General features: G+C 69.2%; 12 protein-coding genes. 7 read left to right on the forward strand and 5 right to left on the reverse strand.

The features are described 5' to 3' along the window. Positions 1–42: 42 nt before the first annotated feature. Together ACLJRL_RS22035 and ACLJRL_RS22040 are read right to left on the reverse strand one after the other, a co-directional pair. Entirely contained in the window at positions 43–261 is a 219-nt protein-coding gene (locus ACLJRL_RS22035) for an MbtH family protein (protein WP_410658125.1), read from the reverse strand. Further along, on the reverse strand, positions 261–8,561 hold the full coding sequence (locus ACLJRL_RS22040) for an amino acid adenylation domain-containing protein (protein ID WP_410658126.1): 8,301 nt from the start codon (positions 8,559–8,561) through the stop codon (positions 261–263). The genes ACLJRL_RS22035 and ACLJRL_RS22040 overlap by 1 nt, the downstream gene beginning before the upstream one ends. A 223-nt stretch (positions 8,562–8,784) precedes the next feature. Between ACLJRL_RS22040 and ACLJRL_RS22045 the strand changes: the two genes are divergently transcribed. The 3 genes from ACLJRL_RS22045 to ACLJRL_RS22055 are packed head-to-tail and all read left to right on the forward strand — an operon-like array spanning position 8,785 to position 12,055. Further along, positions 8,785–10,587, forward strand: a complete 1,803-nt coding sequence (locus ACLJRL_RS22045) for a gamma-glutamyltransferase family protein (RefSeq protein WP_410658127.1) — start codon at positions 8,785–8,787, stop codon at positions 10,585–10,587. Positions 10,588–10,599: 12 nt separating this feature from the next. Further along, positions 10,600–11,115 (forward strand): VOC family protein, encoded by a 516-nt coding sequence (locus ACLJRL_RS22050; protein ID WP_410658128.1) that lies wholly within the window; start codon positions 10,600–10,602, stop codon positions 11,113–11,115. Continuing rightward, positions 11,099–12,055 (forward strand): hypothetical protein, encoded by a 957-nt coding sequence (locus ACLJRL_RS22055; RefSeq protein ID WP_410658129.1) that lies wholly within the window; start codon positions 11,099–11,101, stop codon positions 12,053–12,055. Before ACLJRL_RS22050 ends, ACLJRL_RS22055 begins: the two co-directional genes overlap by 17 nt. A 110-nt stretch (positions 12,056–12,165) precedes the next feature. Here the strand turns inward: ACLJRL_RS22055 and ACLJRL_RS22060 are convergent, their stop codons facing one another. Beyond that, positions 12,166–13,209, reverse strand: a complete 1,044-nt coding sequence (locus tag ACLJRL_RS22060; RefSeq protein WP_410658130.1) for an SAM-dependent methyltransferase — start codon at positions 13,207–13,209, stop codon at positions 12,166–12,168. Positions 13,210–13,354: 145 nt separating this feature from the next. Here ACLJRL_RS22060 and ACLJRL_RS22065 point away from each other — a divergent pair, with 145 nt between their 5' ends. The 3 genes from ACLJRL_RS22065 to ACLJRL_RS22075 are packed head-to-tail and all read left to right on the forward strand — an operon-like array spanning position 13,355 to position 15,918. Then, positions 13,355–14,551, forward strand: a complete 1,197-nt coding sequence (locus tag ACLJRL_RS22065; protein ID WP_410658131.1) for a cytochrome P450 — start codon at positions 13,355–13,357, stop codon at positions 14,549–14,551. Between the two features lie 15 nt (positions 14,552–14,566). Beyond that, positions 14,567–15,013, forward strand: a complete 447-nt coding sequence (locus tag ACLJRL_RS22070; RefSeq protein ID WP_410658132.1) for a VOC family protein — start codon at positions 14,567–14,569, stop codon at positions 15,011–15,013. A gap of 5 nt (positions 15,014–15,018) precedes the next feature. After that, a complete protein-coding gene (locus ACLJRL_RS22075; protein ID WP_410658133.1) occupies positions 15,019–15,918 on the forward strand; it encodes an LLM class flavin-dependent oxidoreductase in 900 nt (299 codons plus the stop codon). On the opposite strand, the gene ACLJRL_RS22080 is transcribed toward ACLJRL_RS22075, so the two are convergent. Next, positions 15,915–16,520, reverse strand: coding sequence for an LmbU family transcriptional regulator (locus ACLJRL_RS22080; protein WP_410658134.1), 606 nt, complete (start codon positions 16,518–16,520; stop codon positions 15,915–15,917). The two genes, ACLJRL_RS22075 and ACLJRL_RS22080, sit on opposite strands and share 4 nt — an antisense overlap. A 176-nt stretch (positions 16,521–16,696) precedes the next feature. Next, positions 16,697–17,716, reverse strand: a complete 1,020-nt coding sequence (locus ACLJRL_RS22085) for a ParB N-terminal domain-containing protein (protein ID WP_410658135.1) — start codon at positions 17,714–17,716, stop codon at positions 16,697–16,699. A 320-nt stretch (positions 17,717–18,036) separates the two neighbouring features. On the opposite strand from ACLJRL_RS22085, the gene ACLJRL_RS22090 reads away from it, so the two are divergent. After that, complete coding sequence (locus tag ACLJRL_RS22090; RefSeq protein WP_410658136.1) at positions 18,037–18,459, forward strand: hypothetical protein; 423 nt, start codon at positions 18,037–18,039, stop codon at positions 18,457–18,459. Positions 18,460–18,540 lie beyond the last annotated feature (81 nt).

Raw genomic sequence — 18,540 nt, forward strand, 5'->3', positions numbered from 1 at the left:
CCGGTTCTCCGATCGGTTCGGCTCTGGCGGGGGCGGGTCGGCTCAGGCGGGCGGTTCGGCCATCGCGCGCACCAGGCTCAGCGGTCGCAGATCCGTCCAGTGCTCGTTCACATAGGCGAGAGCGGCTTCCCTGGGTGCGTCACGGAGTGCGACGGTCCAGCCCGCGGGCGGATCCACAAAGGACGGCCACAGCGAGTGCTGCCCCTCATCGTTGACCAGGACGAGGTACGAGCCTTCGGGGTCGTCGAACGGATTGGTCATCACTTTCCTCCTCGGATCGGGTCCACTGTGGACTTCCGGACGGCAAGGTCGAGAACGCGGCCGATCTCGGCGAGCGGTTCGGGCCGCATCAGGTGCAGGTGTTCGCAGTCGAGCGGGTGGTTTTCGATCCGCCCGGTGACGAAGGGCCGCCAGTCCTGTGCGGTCCAGCCGAACTTCCGCTGATCACGGATCGCGGCGAAGAACAGGACGTTGCCGTCGTACGTCCCGGGCTCGAAGTCGCGGGCGATCTTGGAACTGCCGATCATCACGTCGTAGATCGCCTGTTCCTCCGCCGCGTCGAACTCGAAACCGACCCCGGACTGGTCGCGCAGGATGCCCGCGATGTCGGTGGACGCCATGACCTGCTCCAGATCGACGTCCCCGGTCACCTCCGGCGGGTAGCAGTCGAGCATCGCCAGCAGGGCCACCTCCTGGCCGTCCCGGCGCAGCCGCACCGCCAGTTCGTGGGCCAGCAGCCCGCCGAACGACCAGCCGACGAGGTGATACGGGCCTTCGGCCTGCACGGATCGGATGTGTTCGAGGTAGAGCGTCGCCAGTTCCGCGATCGGCTGGGCCGCCTCACCGCCCGCGCCGAGCCGAGGATGCTGCAGCGCGTGGATCGGGACGTCCTGGTCGATATGCCGGAGCAGCCCGGCGTACCGCCAGCCGATCCCGGCCGCGGGATGCAGGCAGAACAGGGGCGGCCGGGAACCCGCGGAGCGCAGCGGCAGCAGCACATCGAGCCCGCTGCGGGCGTCCGACGTGCCGAGGGTTTCCGCCAGCTGGGCGACAGTCGGCGTGGCGAACACCTCCCGGACGGGCAGAGGGACGCCCAGTGTTTCCGCGACCCGGGTGCACAACCGGGTCGCCAAGAGCGAATGCCCTCCGAGCGCGAAGAAGTTGTCGTCGGTGCTGACCGTGGCCAGCCCGAGCACCTCGCTGAAGAGTCCACAAAGGACTTCTTCGGGAGTGGTGCGCGGACCGCGTCCGGCCGACACCGCACCGAAGTCGGGGGCGGGCAGCGCCTTGACGTCGAGCTTTCCGTTGGTGGTCAACGGCATCCCGGGTACGAACACCCACGCAGCCGGGACGAGATGCGACGGCAGCCGGCCGGCCGCGAACGCCCGCAGTTCCGCCGGGTCGGGTTCTTCGGCGGCGGGCACCACGTACGCGACCAGACGGCGATCCCGCCCTTCCTCGCGCGGCACCACGGAAACCCGTCCGATGGCGGGATGGTCCGCGAGCGCGGCCTCGATCTCGCCGGGTTCGATACGGAATCCGCGGATCTTCACCTGGTCGTCCGACCGTCCGAGGTACTCCAGGCCGCCGTCCCTGCTCCGCCGCAGGACGTCGCCGGTGCGGTACATCCGCTCGCCGGGAGCACCGAACGGGCAGGCCACGAACCGTTCGGCGGTCAGGCCCGGCTGCCCGGCGTACCCGCGGGCGAGCCGGGGGCCCGCCACGTAGGCCTCCCCCGCGACGCCGAGGGGTACCGGGTTCAGCGCCGTGTCCAGCAGGTAGACCGCGCCGCCGTCGATCGGCTCCCCGATCGCCCGTGGCCGCGCGGCGACCGAAGCACCGGTCAGCCCCAGCCGGGTCACGTGCACGGTCGTCTCCGTGATGCCGTACATGTTGACCAGATCGGGCCCGTCTTCGTGCCAGGACAGCCAATCCGTGACCGACCGCGCGTCCAGCGCCTCGCCGCCGAAGATGATGCGACGCAACGAGGACAGGTGCCCGGTGGGCCGGGCTCGGGCCGCGACGGCGAACTGCGCGAACGCGGACGGCGTCTGGCTCAGCACGGTGACCCGGTGCTCGGCGAGCAGGTCGACCAGCTCGACGGGCGACCGTGAGACGTCGTGCGAGACCACCACGACGCGGGCACCGCTCAGCAACGGCGCCCAGAGTTCCCAGACCGAGAAGTCGAACGCGGCCGAGTGGAACCAGGTCCAGACGTCGTCGGGGCGGAAGTCGAAACCCGGACCGGTTCCGGCGAGCAGGCTCAGTACGTTGCCGTGAGGTACGAGGACGCCCTTGGGCCGCCCGGTGGAGCCGGAGGTGTGGATGACGTACGCGACCGAGCCGGGGTGGATGTCGACTTCCGTGAGTGGTGCTTCTCCGATCTCGGACAAATCCACTGCCTGCCAAGGAAGATCGTCTTCATTGATCACCAGCACCGGCTGGATCTCTTCGAGCAGGAGCGCGATCCGCTCGGCGGGGTGACCCGGGTCGATCGGGGCATAGGCGGCGCCTGTCTTGAGCACTGCGAGCAACGCGACGACAAGGTCCGCCGAGCGGGGCAGCGCGACCGCGACGAACCGTTCCGCGCACGCGCCCCGGGCGGCCAGCGCCGCCGCCAGCCGGTCGGCCCGGTCGTTCAGTTCGCGGTAGGTGAGGGTGTGTGAGCCGTCCACCAGGGCGATCGCGTCGGGAGTGCGTTCGGCCTGCGCCTCGAACGCCGCCGGAATCGATCCGGTCGGCGCGGAGGAGTCGGCCGGCGCCAGCAGGAACTCACGTTCGGACGGCTCCAGCAGGTCCACTTGGGACAGTCGGAGGCCTGGGTCGCGCGCGACCGACTCGAACAGTCGTACCAACCGGGCGACCATCCGCGTGGCCGTTTCCGGGTCGAACAGTTCGAGGCTGAACTCCAGCCCGCCGCCCAGGCCGGCGCCCGGCCGCCTCGAAATCAGGAAGGTGAGGTCGAACCGGGAAGTGCCGGTCTCCACCGGCTCCTCCCGGATCTCCAGCCCCGGCACCGCGAACCCTGCCGACGACTCCTCCTCTTCTTCGAAGGTGAGCGCGACCTGGAAGAGCGGATGCCGGGCCATCGAGCGGGCCGGGTTGAGGATCTCGACCAGCCGCTCGAACGGCACGTCCTGATGGCTGAACGCGGCGAGATCGGTGGTGCGCACCCGGTCGACGAGGTCGCGGAAGGCCGGGTCGCCGGAGGTGTCGGCGCGGAGCACGAGCGTGTTGACGAACAAGCCGACGAGGTCGTCCAAGGCCTCGTCGTGACGGCCCGCCACCGGAACGCCGATCGGGATGTCCGTCCCCGCCCCGAGTTTGCTCAGCAGCGCCGACAATCCGGCCTGCACGACCATGAACAGGCTCGCGCCCGTGGCCCTGGCCAGCTCCTCCAGCCGGACGGTCACCTCGGCGTCCAGGGCGAACGGGACGGTCGCGCCGCGATGCTTCGACACCGCCGGGCGGGGCCGGTCGGCACCGAGTTCCAGTTCGCCCGGGAGGCCGGCCAGCCGCTCGCGCCAGTACGCCAGCTGCCGGGCGATCACCGACTCCGGGTCGGCCTCGTCACCGAGGTCTTCCCGTTGCCACAGCGTGTAGTCCGCGTACTGCACGGGCAATCGGGGCAGCCGGGGAGCCTTGCCGCGTGACCGCGCTTCGTAGGCGGCGATGAGGTCGCGGGTCAGCGGGCGCACCGACCAGCCGTCGGCCGCGATGTGGTGCAGCACCACCAGCAGCACCGCTTCCCCGGGTGTCACCTGGAACAGCGTCGCCCGGACCGGCAGGTCTGCCGAGAGATCGAACGCCGTCGCGGCTGCGTCGGCGAGTGCCTCGGCCAGTTCACTCTCCGAGGTCTCACGCACCGCGAGTTCGGGACGCGCGACGGGCAGCACCACCTGGGCCGGTTCGCCGCCGATCTCCCGGAACACCGTCCGCAGGCTCTCGTGTCGCGTGACAACGTCGGCGAACGCGGCCTGGAGCGCGAGCGGCTCGAGGTCGCCGCGCACCCGCAACGCCATCCCCATGTGATAGGTCGCGGCCGGGCCTTCGAGCTGCTGGATGAACCACAACCGCCGTTGCCCGAACGACAGCGGCAGTATTTCCGGCCGGGTCATCCTCCGGAGGACGGCCCGGGTCTCGCCGGTGTCCGCCAGCCGGGGCGCGAGCTTGGCCACCGTGGGCGCGTCGAACAGGGCCCTGGCCGGAAGCGAGACGCCGAGGGTGGCCGAGATCCGGCTCAGCAGCCGGGTGGCGAGCAGCGAATGCCCGCCCAGCGCGAAGAAGTCGTCGTCGATCCCGATCTCGGTCAGGCCGAGGACATCGGCGAAGACCACGCACAGTGCCTCTTCGGCCTCGCTCCGGGGACGACGTCCGCCACCGCTGCGTGCCTCCGGCGACGGCAGGGCGTTGCGGTCGATCTTGCCGTTGGGGTTCAAGGGAAGCGCGTCCAGGACCACGAAGGCCGACGGCACCATGTAGCCGGGGAGCTCGGCGGAGAGCGTCTGCCGCAACGCCGCGACCGATACCCCGGCCCGAGAGGCGCGTGCGGGTTCGTTCGTGTGGGCAGCGGGGTCCGGTGCGAGATCCGGGGGCGGCCGGTAGACGCCGTCCTGCGCGGAGGCGGTGGCGAACACGACGTCAAGCCGGTCCTGCCGCTCACCGGACCAGGTCACCGCGGTCTCGTAGCCGAAGCGCTCGCCCACCTCGGCGAACCATTCGGGATCGGGACCGTCGGACGGGCGGGCGGCGCGGACCGCGTCGGCGAGTTCGTCCGGGCTTTCCGTGTGATCGAGTGCGGTGGCCCACGCGGAATCCCTGGTCAGCCGAGCGTTCGGTACCCCGGTGATCCGCACGGGTCCCTCGGCCAGCAACGCGGTCAGCCACTCGGCACCTTTGTGATCGGGCCACTCCCGCGTGGGCACCGAGTCCACTTCGGACACTGTTGCCGGGTGTTTGTGCAGCACCACGTCGTACCGGTAGCGCGACATCTCGTTGCCGTGGACACCTCGCCGGAGCCGGATGTCGACCCCCGAGACTCCCTCGACCGTCTTCCGGAACGCGGCGAAGAACGACGGCGAGATCACCAGTTCCTTCTCCTTGGCGACCGCCTGCGCGATCTCCTCGCGCAGCGTGGCGGGATCCTCGCCGGGAGCGAGCCCGGCCAGCCGGGTCGCCGTGCGGAAGAGCGTGAGCAGGTCCCGGTTGCGGATGTCGCCGACGAACACCGCGCCGCCCGGCGCGGTGACCCGCAGCGCGTTCTCGAGAACGGTCCGCAGGTAGCCGACGCTCGGGAAGTACTGGACGACGGAGTTCAGCACGACGGTGTCGAAGAATCCGGCGGGCAGCCCGGTGCCGTCGTCGGCCGCCTGTGTCTTCAGCTCGATCTTGCCGCTGAGCGCGGGATCCGCCGCCACCCGGGTCCGCAGCCGCTCCAGCACCGTCGCGGAAACGTCGGTGCCCCAGTAGGTTTCGCAGCTCGCGGCGAGGCCGTCCAGGATCAGGCCGGTGCCGACGCCGAGTTCCAGCACCCGCTTCGGCGCCAGGCCACCGATCCGCTCGACGGTGGTGCCGATCCACTCCCGCATCTCCGGTTCGGGGATGGCCTCACCGGTGTAACTGCTCTGCCACACCCCGAGATCCGTGTCGTCCACATAGGCCGTATCGAAGACCGAAGTCCACTCCTCGACCTGCCGATCGTCCAGATCCGCTTCGGCGTCCGAGTCCGAGTCCGAGGAAGGCGTCACATACGCGACGAGCCCATGCCCGCCCGGCGCGTCGTCACGGGCGACGACGACCGCACGGCCGACGTCGGGATGGCGGGCCAAGGCCGACTCGATCTCTCCCGGCTCGATCCGGAACCCGCGCAGCTTCACCTGGTGATCCGTGCGGCCGAGGAACTCGATCTCACCGCCGGTGGTCCAGCGCACCAGGTCACCGGTGCGGTACATCCGCTCGCCGGGCGCGCCGAACGGGCAGGCCACGAACCGCTGCGCGGTCAGGCCCGGCCGGTCGCGGTAGCCGCGCGCGACACCGTCACCGGCGATGTACAACTCCCCCGCCGCTCCGATCGGCACCGGGGCGAGGAACCGGTCGAGTACGTAGAGCCGGGTGTTCCGGACCGGGGTGCCGATCGTCGGCGCGGTCACCGGTTCGGTGACGGCCGCCGCGGTCGAATAGATCGCCGTCTCGGTGGGCCCGTAGAAGTTCGTCACCCTGCTCGCCAGCGCGCACATCGTCCTGGCCAGTTCCGCGGGCAGCGCCTCGCCGGCCACGATCATCTCCAGGCCCCGCACGGATTCGCGGTCGGCCTCGATCAGCGCGTGCCACAGCGACGGCGTCGCCTGCATCATGGTCGCGCCGGATTCCCGCAGCAGCGCGCCCAGCAGTCGAGGGTCGCGGGCGGTGTCCTGCGGCGCGACCACCAGCGTCGCCCCGCTGATCAGCGGCAGGTAGAGGTCCACGGCCGCGACGTCGAAAGCGACCGTGGTGACGGCGAAGAACCGGTCGCCGGGGCACATCGGGAGACGTTCGGCAACCAGTTCCAGGAGGTTGGCCAAACCCGCTCTGGTGACCACGACGCCCTTGGGCCGCCCGGTGGAGCCCGACGTGTAGATCACGTAGGCGGGGTGATCGGGCAGCGCTGGGCCGGTCAGTTCGGCCGAAGTGAGCGGGCCTCGGTCGGTCGCCGACGTCTCCGGGTCGTCGAGAACCAGCCTCGGCACTCCCGGAGTTTCGATCGCGGCGGAAGCGCTCGTGACCAGGATCAGCGCGGGCGCGGCGTCGGCGAGCATCAGCGCCAGCCGCTCGGCGGGCTGGTCGATGTCGAGCGGGAGGTAGGCGGCGCCCGTCTTCAGCACCGCGAGCAGCGCGACGACCAGCTCGGTCGATCTCGGGACGGCGAGTGCCACGACCGTCTCCGGCCCCACCCCGCGTCCGGCGAGCACCCGCGCCAGCGCGTTGGCTCGCGCGTCCAGTTCCCCGTAGCCGAGCGTCTCACCGGCGAAGGTCAGCGCCGGGCGATCCGGTTTCCGTGCGGCGAGTACGGCGAACCGGGCGAGCGGATCGGCGTCGAGGGGGCCGTCATAGGCGGTGTCGTTCCAGCCCAGGAGAACCTGCTCGACCTCGGCCTCGGCCGGGACCGGCAGGGTGGACAGCCGCGCTTGCGGTTCTTTCGCGACCGCGGCCAGCACGCGCTGGTAGTTCCCCGCGAGCCGTTGTGCCGTCGACTCCTCGAAGAGATCGGTGCTGTACAACAGGGAACCCGCGAGTTCGCCGTCACGGAGTTCCAGGCGCAGTTCGAGATCGAAGCGGGTGCTGTGCGTCTCGTCGGGCAGCGGTTCGACGATCAGGCCGGGCAGCGCGGGCGGCTCGACCTCGCGGCCTCCGTCGAACCACACCTGGAAGATCGGGTTGCGGCCGGCGTCGCGTTCGGGCACGACCTCCTCGACGATGCGCTCGAACGGCAGGCTCTCGTGCGCATAGGCCTCCAGTGCCGTTTCTCGCACCAGGTTCACGACCTCTTCGAAGGTCGGATCGCCGTCCCAGCGGACCCGCAGGGGCACGGAGTTCACGAAGAACCCGATCAGCCGTTCCAGTTCGCCGGTCACCCGGCCCGCCATCGGCGAGCCGACGACGAGGTCACTGCCGCCGGTGTAGCGCGCGAGCAGCACGTCGAATCCGGCCAGCAGGACCATGAACAGCGACGCGCCGTTCTCACGACCGAGTGTCTTCAGCCGCGCGGTGACCTCTGCCGGGACGATGAACTCGGCGAGCCCGCCTTGTCCACTGAGGACTTCCGGGCGGGGGCGGTCGGTGCGCAGGTCGACCGACGGTGGCGCGCCGGCCAGGGTCTCACGCCAGTACCGGAGTTGCTCGGCGGACTGCGGCCCGGCCAGCCATTCCCGTTGCCAGGCGGCGAAATCGGTGTACTGGATCGGCAGCGGCGCAAGCGGCGACGGCTCCTCCCGGGAGAACGCACCATAGAGCCGGGCCAGTTCGGTCCACAGCACGTCCATCGACCAGCCGTCGACGATCACGTGGTGCAGGGTCAGCTGCAGGAAGCTCGTCCCGGCGTCCCATCGCAGCAGCCGGGCGCGGGCGAGCGGGCCGGCGGCGAGGTCGAATCCCCGCGCCGCGTCCTGTCCGGCCGAGCGACGCACTTCGGCGTCCGCCGCTTCCACGGTCGGCGCGGCGAGGTCCACAAGGGACAGATCCAGGACACCGTCGTCATCGATGACCGGTTTCGGCTCGCCGTCGACGTCTTCGAACCGTACCCGCAGGATCTCGTGCCTGCGCCACAGTTCCTGGAGCGCGCGGGAAAGCGCGCCGACGTCCAGCGGTCCGGTGATCCGCCACAGATTCTCGACGGTGTACATGGCCGAACCCGGCATGAGCTGCTCAAGGAACCACAGGCGGCGCTGCGCGAAGGAGGCCACCAAGGGTTCACCGGGCCGGGCGGTGATCTCCGTGCCGGCGGGCGACGTCGTCCCGCCTGTCCGGCCGCGCAGCCGCATCGCGATGATCTTCCGCTGTTCCACGGACAACTCACGTCCGCGCACGTCTGCTCCGGCGGTCACCCTATCGGGATTTGCTGCCATGGAGCCAAGACTAGGCATCGTGGCCGGGGAATTGTTCTCGTCGGACGGTCCTCTTCGGCCGAAGCTGTCTCGCCGGCGAGACAGCTTCGCGTGATCGAAACTCCGCCCGGCTATCGGCGCTTTCCGATATCGCTTCATAGGAGAATTGCTTGCACCGCAACCAACACGATTCGGTGGTGAGCCCGTGAACTTGTCCAGACCGGAACTCAAAGGGACGCTCGGGGCGGTGGCGTCGACGAACTGGCTGGCGTCGGGCACCGCGATGTCGATCCTCGAAAAGGGCGGCAACGCCTACGACGCGGCGGTGGCCGCGGGTTTCGTGCTCCAGGTGGTCGAGCCGCATTTCAACGGACCGGGCGGCGACGTCTCCATCGTCGCGCACCAGGCCGGGACCGATGGCGCGACCGCGGTCTGCGGGCAGGGGCCGATGCCCATGGCCGCGACCATCGAGACGTTCCGCGCCTTGGGCCTGCCTCAGGTACCCGGCTCCGGCTTCCTGCCCGCGTGCGTCCCCGGCGCGATGGGCGCCTGGCTGCGGCTGCTCGCGGAGTTCGGCACGATGCGGCTCGCCGACGTGCTGGACCCGGCGATCGGTTACGCGGCCGAAGGTTTCCCGTTGTTCCCCGACATGGCGCGGGCGATCAGCGTGCTCGCCCCGCTGTTCGCCGACGAATGGCCGACCTCCGCGCAGGTCTACCTGCCCGGCGGGGTGGCGCCCGCGCCCGGCTCGCGGTTCCGGAACCCGTTGCTGGCCAACACCTATCAGCGTCTGCTGAAGGAAGCCGAATCCGCCACCTCGGACCGGGAAGGCCAGATCGAGGCGGCGCACAACGCCTTCTACCGCGGGTTCGTCGCCGAAGCGATCGACGCCTTCGTCCCCCGCAAGGAGATGCTCGACGCCACCGGTGAGCGGCACCGAGGCCTGCTGACCGGGCAGGACCTCGCGGACTGGCGTCCCGACGTGGAACCGGCGCTGCACCAGGGATACCGGGGGCACGACGTGTTCAAGCCCGGGCCGTGGTCGCAGGGACCGGTGTTCGCGCAACAACTCGCGCTGCTGGAGGGATTCGACCTCGGCGCGATGGGGCACGGCAGCGCGGACCACATCCACACGGTCGCGGAGAGCGCCAAACTCGCCTTCGCCGACCGCGAAGCGTGGTATGGCGACCCCGACTTCACCGACGTACCGATGGCGGGCCTGCTCGACCCGGCCTACACCGAGGAGCGCCGGAAACTGATCACCGGGGAAGCCAGCAGGCAGCTGCGACCGGGATCGCCGGACGGCAGGACACCCCGGATGCCGGAACGCCCGAGGGTCGACGGTGTGCCGGACCAGGAAGCGGAATGGCTGCGCCAGCTCGACAACGGGTTGCCCACGATCGCCCAGCTCACCTCCGCGCGCAACGACACCTGCTGCGTCACGGTCGCCGACCGGCACGGCAACCTGGTCTCGGCGGTCCCCAGCGGTGGCTGGCTGAAGAGTTCCCCCGCCATCCCCGAGCTGGGGTTCGCGCTGGGCACTCGCGGCCAGACGATGTACCTCGACGAAGGCCACCCGAACTCCCTCGGACCGGGCAAGCGGCCGCGGACGACGTTGAGTCCCACCGTGGTGCTCCGCGAAGGGAGGCCGTACCTCGCCTTCGGGACGCCGGGCGGCGACCAGCAGGACCAGTACACGCTGGAGTTCTTCCTCTCGGTCGTCGACTTCGGGATGGACACCCAGGCCGCCACCGAGGCGACGACGTTCTACATCGGACAGGTCCCTTCGTCGTTCGTGCCGCACGAGTCGCGGCCCGGCGTGCTGATGCTGGAGCGAAGCTGCGCGCCGGACCAGGTCGCCGAGCTCGCCCGGCGCGGTCACCTGGTGGACCTGGTACCGGAACTCTCCCTCGGCAAGGTCTGCGCGACCGGGTTCGACCACGCGAACCAGCTGGTGCTCGCCGCGGCCAGCCCGCGCGGCCGCCAGCCCTACGCGAACTGCCGCTAACCGGAGGTAGCAATGTCGTTGGAAGTGACCGAAAAAGCCGCCACCGCGGCCGAACACGCGCTGGCGGACGGGATCCACCACGTGGCGGTGCAGACGACGGATCTGGACAACTCCACGCGGTGGTACCGGGACTACTTCGGCTGCGAGGTGTCCTGGACGCTGGAGAAGTTCTCGCCGCTGACCACCAGCCGCCTGCCGGGGATCAGCAAACTCGCGGAACTGGCGGTGGGCGGCGTCCGGTTCCACGTCTTCACCCTCGGCCCGGACGGCCCGCCGGCCACCCCGCCCGAAGCGAACCAGTTCCAGCACATCTGCCTTCCGGCGCGGACGCCGGAAGAACTCGTGTACTGGCGCGAGAAATGGCTGAAGCTGTACGACTCCGGCGAATACACCTTCGCGCGGCCCGAACCGGTGACCGAGATCGTCGTCGACGAGGACGGGATGCGGAGCCTCTATCTCTATGACGTCAACGGACTGGAATTCGAATTCAGCCACTTCCCGGACGGGCCTCATGACCACTCCGGCTGAGGTACCCGGTTTCGCCCTGCCCGAGGGCGACGGCTGGGAATTCGGCGGGCTGCCCTACGGGCTGGAGACGCTGTTCCTGCCCGCCGGGTGGGCCGCCCCGGACGAGCACGGCTCCACGCTGCCGGGCGAACCCGGGGTCCACCGGCTCGGCGAGCATCCGCGACCGGACGCCGTCGCCGCGCTGGAACCGCCGGACGGCACGACGGTCGACCGGGTCTTCTGGTTCCGGTGGATCACCGGGCACCAGACGACCTTCCTGGTCTGGCAACTGCTCGCGGCAGCCATGGCCGAAGCGGAGAACCACCCGGGCTCCGACGAGGCGCTCCGGCAGGCGCGCCACTACGTCCGCGGCTATTCGCTGATGCTGCTCTACACCAGTTCGGGCACCCGCGAGATCTACAACCGGGTCATCAGGGCGGTGATCGCACGGCAGCATCCGCACCTGAGCGGCTCGTGGGCCCGCGACTACGGCCCGGTGCGGTCGCTGCTGCGCGGCCGGGTGAGCTTCGACGGCCCGGCGGGGGCGGCGCTGGCCGAGGAATGCCGGCTCAACGAACGCATCCACGAAGGCATCGCGGCCAAACTCGTCCCGTCCGGTCCTTCGCTGCTGCAGACGGCCCGGAACACCCAGAACGGGTTGCGTGGCCGCCGGGGGATGCTGCAGACCCTCTACGACGGCATCTTCCTGACCGTGCGGGCACCGATGTCCTACGAATCCGTGGTGGTGCAGCTGATCCGGCGGCTCCAGGCGATCAACCTGGACATCGCGGCGAACACGCTCTACCCCCGATTCGCGCCCAGTGAAGGGGAAGAGCCGTCCTCGATGCGCGACTCCGCGACGTCGCGGTGCAAAGAGGACTTCTCCCGGTCCCTGGCGCTCGTCGGCCGGGCGGCGGTGGCTTCCTGCTCCCCCGCCGCCGGAATCCGCGTGCCCCGCTGACCGTTCCTTGGCTTTCGCGGTTCTCAAGTCCGTGAAGGCCTCCTTGAGGGACTCTGAGTCCCCCAAGGAGGCCTTCACGGACTGATTCGCGGATAGTGGGCTGAGGCCTTTCAGGACTTGCTGGGTACCAGATCGTAGAAGCACACCCGCGGCCCGGCTTCGGGGCGGCGGTAGACCCGGCGGCATTCCATGTTCGTCTTCGCGAACACGTCCAGCCACGCGGCCCGTTCCCGCGGCAGACCCTGGTTGGTGAGGATGTGGACGAGGTAGAAGTCGTCGTCGTTGTCGAAGGCGTCGTAGCGGATCTCCGGTTCGCCGACCAGCAGGATCTTCTGCTCCGGCAACACTTCCCCGTAGGCGTTGATGACGTCGATCACCGCCTGCTCGCCGTCACGGAACAGTTCGTGCAGCGCGCTCACGATGCACAGTCCGTCCGCGTCGAGGCAGACGGACGGCCAGCTCTTCGGGTCGAACGCGTCGCCGACCACGAATTCGAGCCTGTCGGCCACGCCTTCCCGGCTGGCCAGGCGCTTCGCCTCTTCGACGGCGTCCGCGTCGATGTCCAGCCCGATCCCGGTGAGGTCCGGGTCGCGCAGGCAGGCGTCGACCAGCAGGCTCCCGCCGCCGCAGCCGACGTCGAGCATGCGCTGGACACCGCGTCCGCGCATGGCTTCGACGAGCACGGGCGTGTGGAAGATCGAGAAGAGCGACGCGCTGTGCTTCCCGAGCGGCCCGCCCTCCCGGTGCACATCCACCCCGTAGGTCGCCTTACCGGTCAGCAACTCGCTCGTCCGGCTGACCACCGGGCCATAGGACTCCAGGTAGACGCCCAGCCGCGCGAGCGAGACGTCCTCGGTCAGCAGTTCTCCTTGGCGGGTCAGGAAATAGCCGTCGGCGCGCTGTTCCAGTACACCGCGCATTTCCAGGTATTTCAGGAAGTCCAGGCCGATGCTCTCGACGGTGCCCGCCAGGAGTCCGTCTTCCGGCCGCCGTTTCCCGTTGCGGAGATTGGCCAGCACGCCGCTGTCGGCCAGCGCGAACACTGCGTGGCACAAATGCATCGAGCTGATGAGCACCGGCATCGTCGACAGCCGGAAGTCCTGCCATACCGCCAGTTGCTCGCCGTCGCGGAACTCCACCACTTCAGGTCCCATGAAGAAACATCCCCTCGTACTAGGTTCGCGGGCGAATCGAAGTTACCCCGGAGACGGGCGCGCGCGACCGCGAAAACCGTTGCCGTTCTTCGGATAAAGTCGTATTCGGGATTTCCACTTCGTCGTCACGAAGGAGCAGTTCTCCATGACCTCGACCGACGAGGACATCCAGCCGTACCCCTTCGGGCCGGCCGAGCGGCTCGATCTGCATCCGCATTACGCGCGGCTGCGGGACGAGGAACCGGTCGCGAAGGTCCGCTTGCCGTTCGGCAGCTGGGCCTGGCTGGTGACCCGGCATGAGGACGTCAAGCTGGTGATGGCCGATCCGCGTTTCCGGCGGACCACCCCGGAAGACACCGACACTCCCCGTGCGACCGAGTCGTACCCGGCCAGCCGGGACTCGTTCCTGACCGCGACCGGGGCCGAACATCTCAGGTTGCGCAAACTCGTCGCCAGGGCGTTCAGCGTCCCCCGTATCGAGAAGCTGCGGCCACGCGCTCAGTCCACAGTGGACGGCCTGCTCGACGACCTTCTGCGGCAGGGACGCCCAGCGGATCTCGCCGGTGGCCTCGCCTGGCTGCTGCCGGTCACCATGATCTGCGAGCTGCTCGGCGCGGACGTCGCCGACCGCGACCGGTTCGCCGCCTGGGCGATCCGGATGCAGGGCGTGCACGGCCTGGAGGAGATGGACCTGGCGCGCGCCGAACTCGGCGCCTACTTCGCGGATCTGGTCGCACGCAGGCGAAAGGCGCCCGCCGACGATCTCGTCAGTGTCCTGATCACCGCCCGGGAAGGCGAGAAACTCACCGAGGCCGAACTGATCTCGCTCTGTATGGTCCTGCTGGTCGGCGGATTCGAGAGCACGGCGAACCAGATCAGCAACTCGATCTACGCGTTGCTGGCTCGGCCCGAGTTGTGGGAACAGCTGGTGGACAACCCGGAACTGGCTCCGCGCGCGGTCGAAGAACTGCTGCGGTTCCTTCCGCTGATCCGCGTGACCACCTTCCCGGTGATGGCCGCCGAAGACGTCGACATGGACGGCGTCCTGATCCGGGCCGGCGACGCCGTGGTCACCGCGCCGTATTCGGCCAACCGCGATCCCGCGGTCTTCGCGCGGCCGGAGGAGATCGACCTCGGCCGGACCGAGAACCCGCACCTGACCTTCAGCCACGGCGCGCACCATTGCCTCGGCGCACCGCTGGCCCGGATGGAACTCCAGGTCGTCATCGGCACTCTCGCCCGCAGGCTCCCCTCGCTGCGGCTGGCGATCCCCGCCGGGGAAGTCGCCTGGAGCGAGGACAGTCTCCTGCGCACCGTCGAGACACTTCCCGTGACCTGGTAACGAAAGGCGACCGAGATGAGCACGCCGTTCCACACCCTGCACCACGTCTGTGTCGTGGTGGCCGACATCGACCGCGCCGTCGAGTTCTACCTCTCCGCGGGCATCGGCCCGTGGCACGACTACCCGCCGCTGACGCAGTACACGTTCAACGTCCCGGACCGGGAGCCCTACCTGGACCTGAAGTACAAGTTCGCCGACGTCGGGACGATGCAACTCCAGTTGCTCGAACCCGGCGCGGGCGACACCCCGATGAAGCGGTTCCTGGAAGACCAGGGCGGCGGCGTGTTCCACCTCGGGTTCGTGGTGGACGACGTCGACGCGGGAACGGAGGCGGCGCGCGCGCTCGGCATCCCGCCGTGGATCGCCGGCAGGCGCCCGGATTCCAGTGGTTTCACCTACTTCGACACCACGAAACAGGCCGGGGTCAACCTCGAGATCCGGCAGAGCCCGAAGAAAGGCTGACCGCGATGCGCACCGGAGTGATGATCCTGCCCGAGAGCCGGTGGTCGGAAAGCGTGAAGCGGTGGTCGCGGGCCGACGAACTGGGCTTCGACTCCGGCTGGACCTACGACCACCTGTGGTGGCGCAGTCTCCGTGACCTCCCGTGGTTCTCCGCCTTCCCGTTCCTCACCGCCGCCGCCTGCGCGACCCAGCGGATCCGGCTCGGCACCCTGGTCACCTCGCCCAACTTCCGCCATCCGGTGGTGACCGCGAAGGACGCCATCACCCTCGACGACGTCTCCGGTGGCCGGTTCACCCTGGGCATCGGCGCGGGCGCGGCGGACGCGGGCGACGGCGCGGTCATCGGCCAGAAGACGTTGTCGGCTCGGGATAGGGCAGCGCGGTTCGCCGAGTTCACCGAACTGACGGACAAGCTGCTGCGGCAACCGGTGACGGACTTCCGCGGCCGGTTCTTCACCGTGAACGAAGCGCGGAACACTCCGGGATGCGTGCAGCGGCCCCGGCTTCCGCTCGCCATCGCCGCCGCCGGGCCGAAAACCCTCGACCTCGCCGCGCGCTATGGCGACGCCTGGGTGACGATCGGGCCGACCGAGTGGACGAAGACGTTGTCCATGGAGGACGGTCTCGCCGTGGTCGCGCGCCAGTTCGACGAACTCAGGCGGGCCTGCGACCGCGCCGGCCGCGACGTCGACGAGATCGACCGGATCTTCGTGCCCACACCACTTTCCGGCTGCGATCCGCTGGAGTCTGTGGGGAGTTACCTGCGGATCGCCGAAGCCTTCGCGGCGATCGGGATGACGCACGTGGTCATCCACTGGCCCCGGCCGGAAGGGATCTACGCGGGCTCGATGGACACGTTGCACCGCATCGCCGCGGAAGGACTTCCCCAGGTGGCCGGACTCTAGTCCTCTTCGCTCTCCAGCACGGCGTCCAGCGTCATCAGGATCCAGCTCGGCAGGCTGCGGTTGCTGCGCTCGGCCGCGCGCTTCCACTGACGCATCCGGTCGTCGTCGAGATCGATCCGCACGCTGGTGGCGGGCCCGTCCTGGCCGGTGCCGCCGGTCTCGGCGCTGTCCTTGATCTGCTTCCGCAGTTCGTTCCGGGACCAGGAGAACTTCTCGGCGAACCGCAGCCAATGGTCCTGCTCCGCGGGCGGAAGGGCGGCGACCTCGACGTGGTGCTGGAAGCTGAGCGCCGGACGACGCCGGGAGAATTCGAACTTCCGCGCGATCCACGAGTAGTTGCGCAGGGTCTGGTAGTCCAGCGACGTCCTGGCGATCGCCCGCTTGTAGCGGTCGGGGTACTTGTCCTGGCCATAGACGAGCCAGTCACCGATCCACCAGCACGACGCGTTGGCGAGATCGGCCAGCCGTTCGCCGACCGCGCGCCACACCTCCAGCGTCATCTCCTCGGGAAAGCGCAGGCCACCCGGCTCGGCGACGGCCGAGGGGTGGATCGAAATCCTTTTCGACGGCCGGAAAGTCTTTTCGGAAGCCGACCTCTGCACCGGGAATCCCGAAGCCAGAGGCGTCGCTTCACGATTATTCCGCTGTTTTTTTCGATCGGATTTCGGGAAATCGAAGTGAGTTTCCGACATGACTTCAACGTACCCAGGTAATCGATTTCCGTCCACGGAATGTTGTTCTCACATCCCGCGATTCGGGCCCTTGACCAGAGAAGGAATCAGGATCCCGTGTCGTCGCGCAGTTCCAGGCGCCGCGCGAAGTGCTGCCACACTTCGGCACACTTGCCGGCGGCCTCGATCATCGCGGCACGGGAATGCGGCGGGACGTTGTCGGCGATGCGTTCACAGTCCCGGAGACCGGCCCCGTGCGCGCCGAGCAGCCGGAGCACGGCGCGGCCTTCTTCGTTGAGCCGCACCGCCGGGTCGCGGCCGAGGACACCCAGCTTCGCCATCAGTTCGGCGAGCAGTTCCCGCGCAGACCGTTCTTCGGCTTCCTCGTTCAGGAAGCCGTTGCCCGGCAGGATGTCCTGCTCGGAAGCCGTGCGCTGCCGCGGCGGCACCGGATGCCGACCCATCCGCAGCCGTTCCTTCACGTCGCGCGCCGTACCGAGGGCGATCCCCGCCCGCTCGGCGATCTCACGCAACGGAGTCCGGGGATTGCGCGCCAGCAGTTCGCCCGCGCGGAGCCTGCCTTCCGCGGTACTCAGCGGACGATGCCGCCCGTCTCGGCCTATCCGGGTGTTCGACTTCGGAATCTCCACGGTTGAACGCCGCCGGATCGACGCCACCGTCTTGCCGGAGATCCCGGTCGCGACGGCGATCATCTGATCAGACCATTGTGGACGGTCATGGAGGATCCGCGCCGCGGCGGCGGCCCGATCGGCCTGCGACAACGGAAGCCCCTGCTCTACGTTCAATCGGACGGCGAGCACGAACGCCTCTTGGTCGGTGCCGTCGAAGAACCGGACGTCGATACACCGGCGGCCGCGCAGCATCGCGGCCCGCAACCGGTGCATACCGTCGATCACACGCAGGGTCGAGCGCTGCACGACGATCGGCGCGAGGGGTTCGCCCGACTGCGCGAGTTCCCGGACGTAGTCCTCGCTGACGCCACCGCTCCTCGGGGAATCGGCGGGCAGCAGCACGGAAACGTCCACGGCTTCCGCCACCTGACCGACCGGGGGCACGAGACCGGCACGCTCGTTCACCCCGATGTCACCGGCTGAGCCGACCCGCACGGATCCCCCGATCTTCGCGTTTTCCGGCCGAGAGTTCCACCCTGAATACTCATGGTCGAACAGCGGACGCTATTCAACGCGCGAAAAGCGATCCCACCCCAGCGGTACTCGTTTCCGACCCCAGCGATACCTATTCCGATAAAGCGCGCGGTCCCTTACCCACGAGCCTTTCCGGTAATCGAGCGTATCCGCACCGCGACGAGACTGTCAAGTAGAGTGGACACCCAGTGGACAGTGCTCCCGAGGTTCCTCGAGACGCCGGCGACCCGGGTGTCGTACGGTACGAGCAGCGGACGGACATGAAGACAGAGGTGCCCGCCATGAGCAGCGATCCACCCGGGGATGCCGGCCCGTCCTGGCTCGCGTCGACGATCAAGGCGCTGCTCGAGGAGAAGTACGCCCCGGGCCGCGTACCCGGCGTCCGGAAGATCTCGGCGGACATCGGCGCGGCGAACGGCGGCGAAGCCATCTCCCACGGCCACGTCGGCAACATCCTGAACGGGACGGCGGGAAATCTCACCGACCGGACCCGGACGCTGCTGGCCACGTTCTTCGGCAAGAACCCCGGCCACTTCCTGCGGTCCACCAGCCTCCAGCCCACCGGCGCGAAGCAGCCGGATCCCCAGCACGTCCAGGCCCTCGCGGCCCGGCTGGCCACCTTCGACGCCGCGCAGCTCGCGGCCATCCAGCAGGCGATCGAGATCGTGTCCTCGCGGACGGAACCCGGCCCGGACCCGGCCTAGCCCGTTTGAGGGACTTCGGGTTCTCAGCGTCGCCGGGAGATGATCAGATGGGCTCCGCGATGTCCTCTGCGGGGAGGTGGG

This window comes from Amycolatopsis sp. lyj-112 (assembly GCF_046549055.1).
Classification (GTDB): Bacteria; Actinomycetota; Actinomycetes; order Mycobacteriales; family Pseudonocardiaceae; genus Amycolatopsis.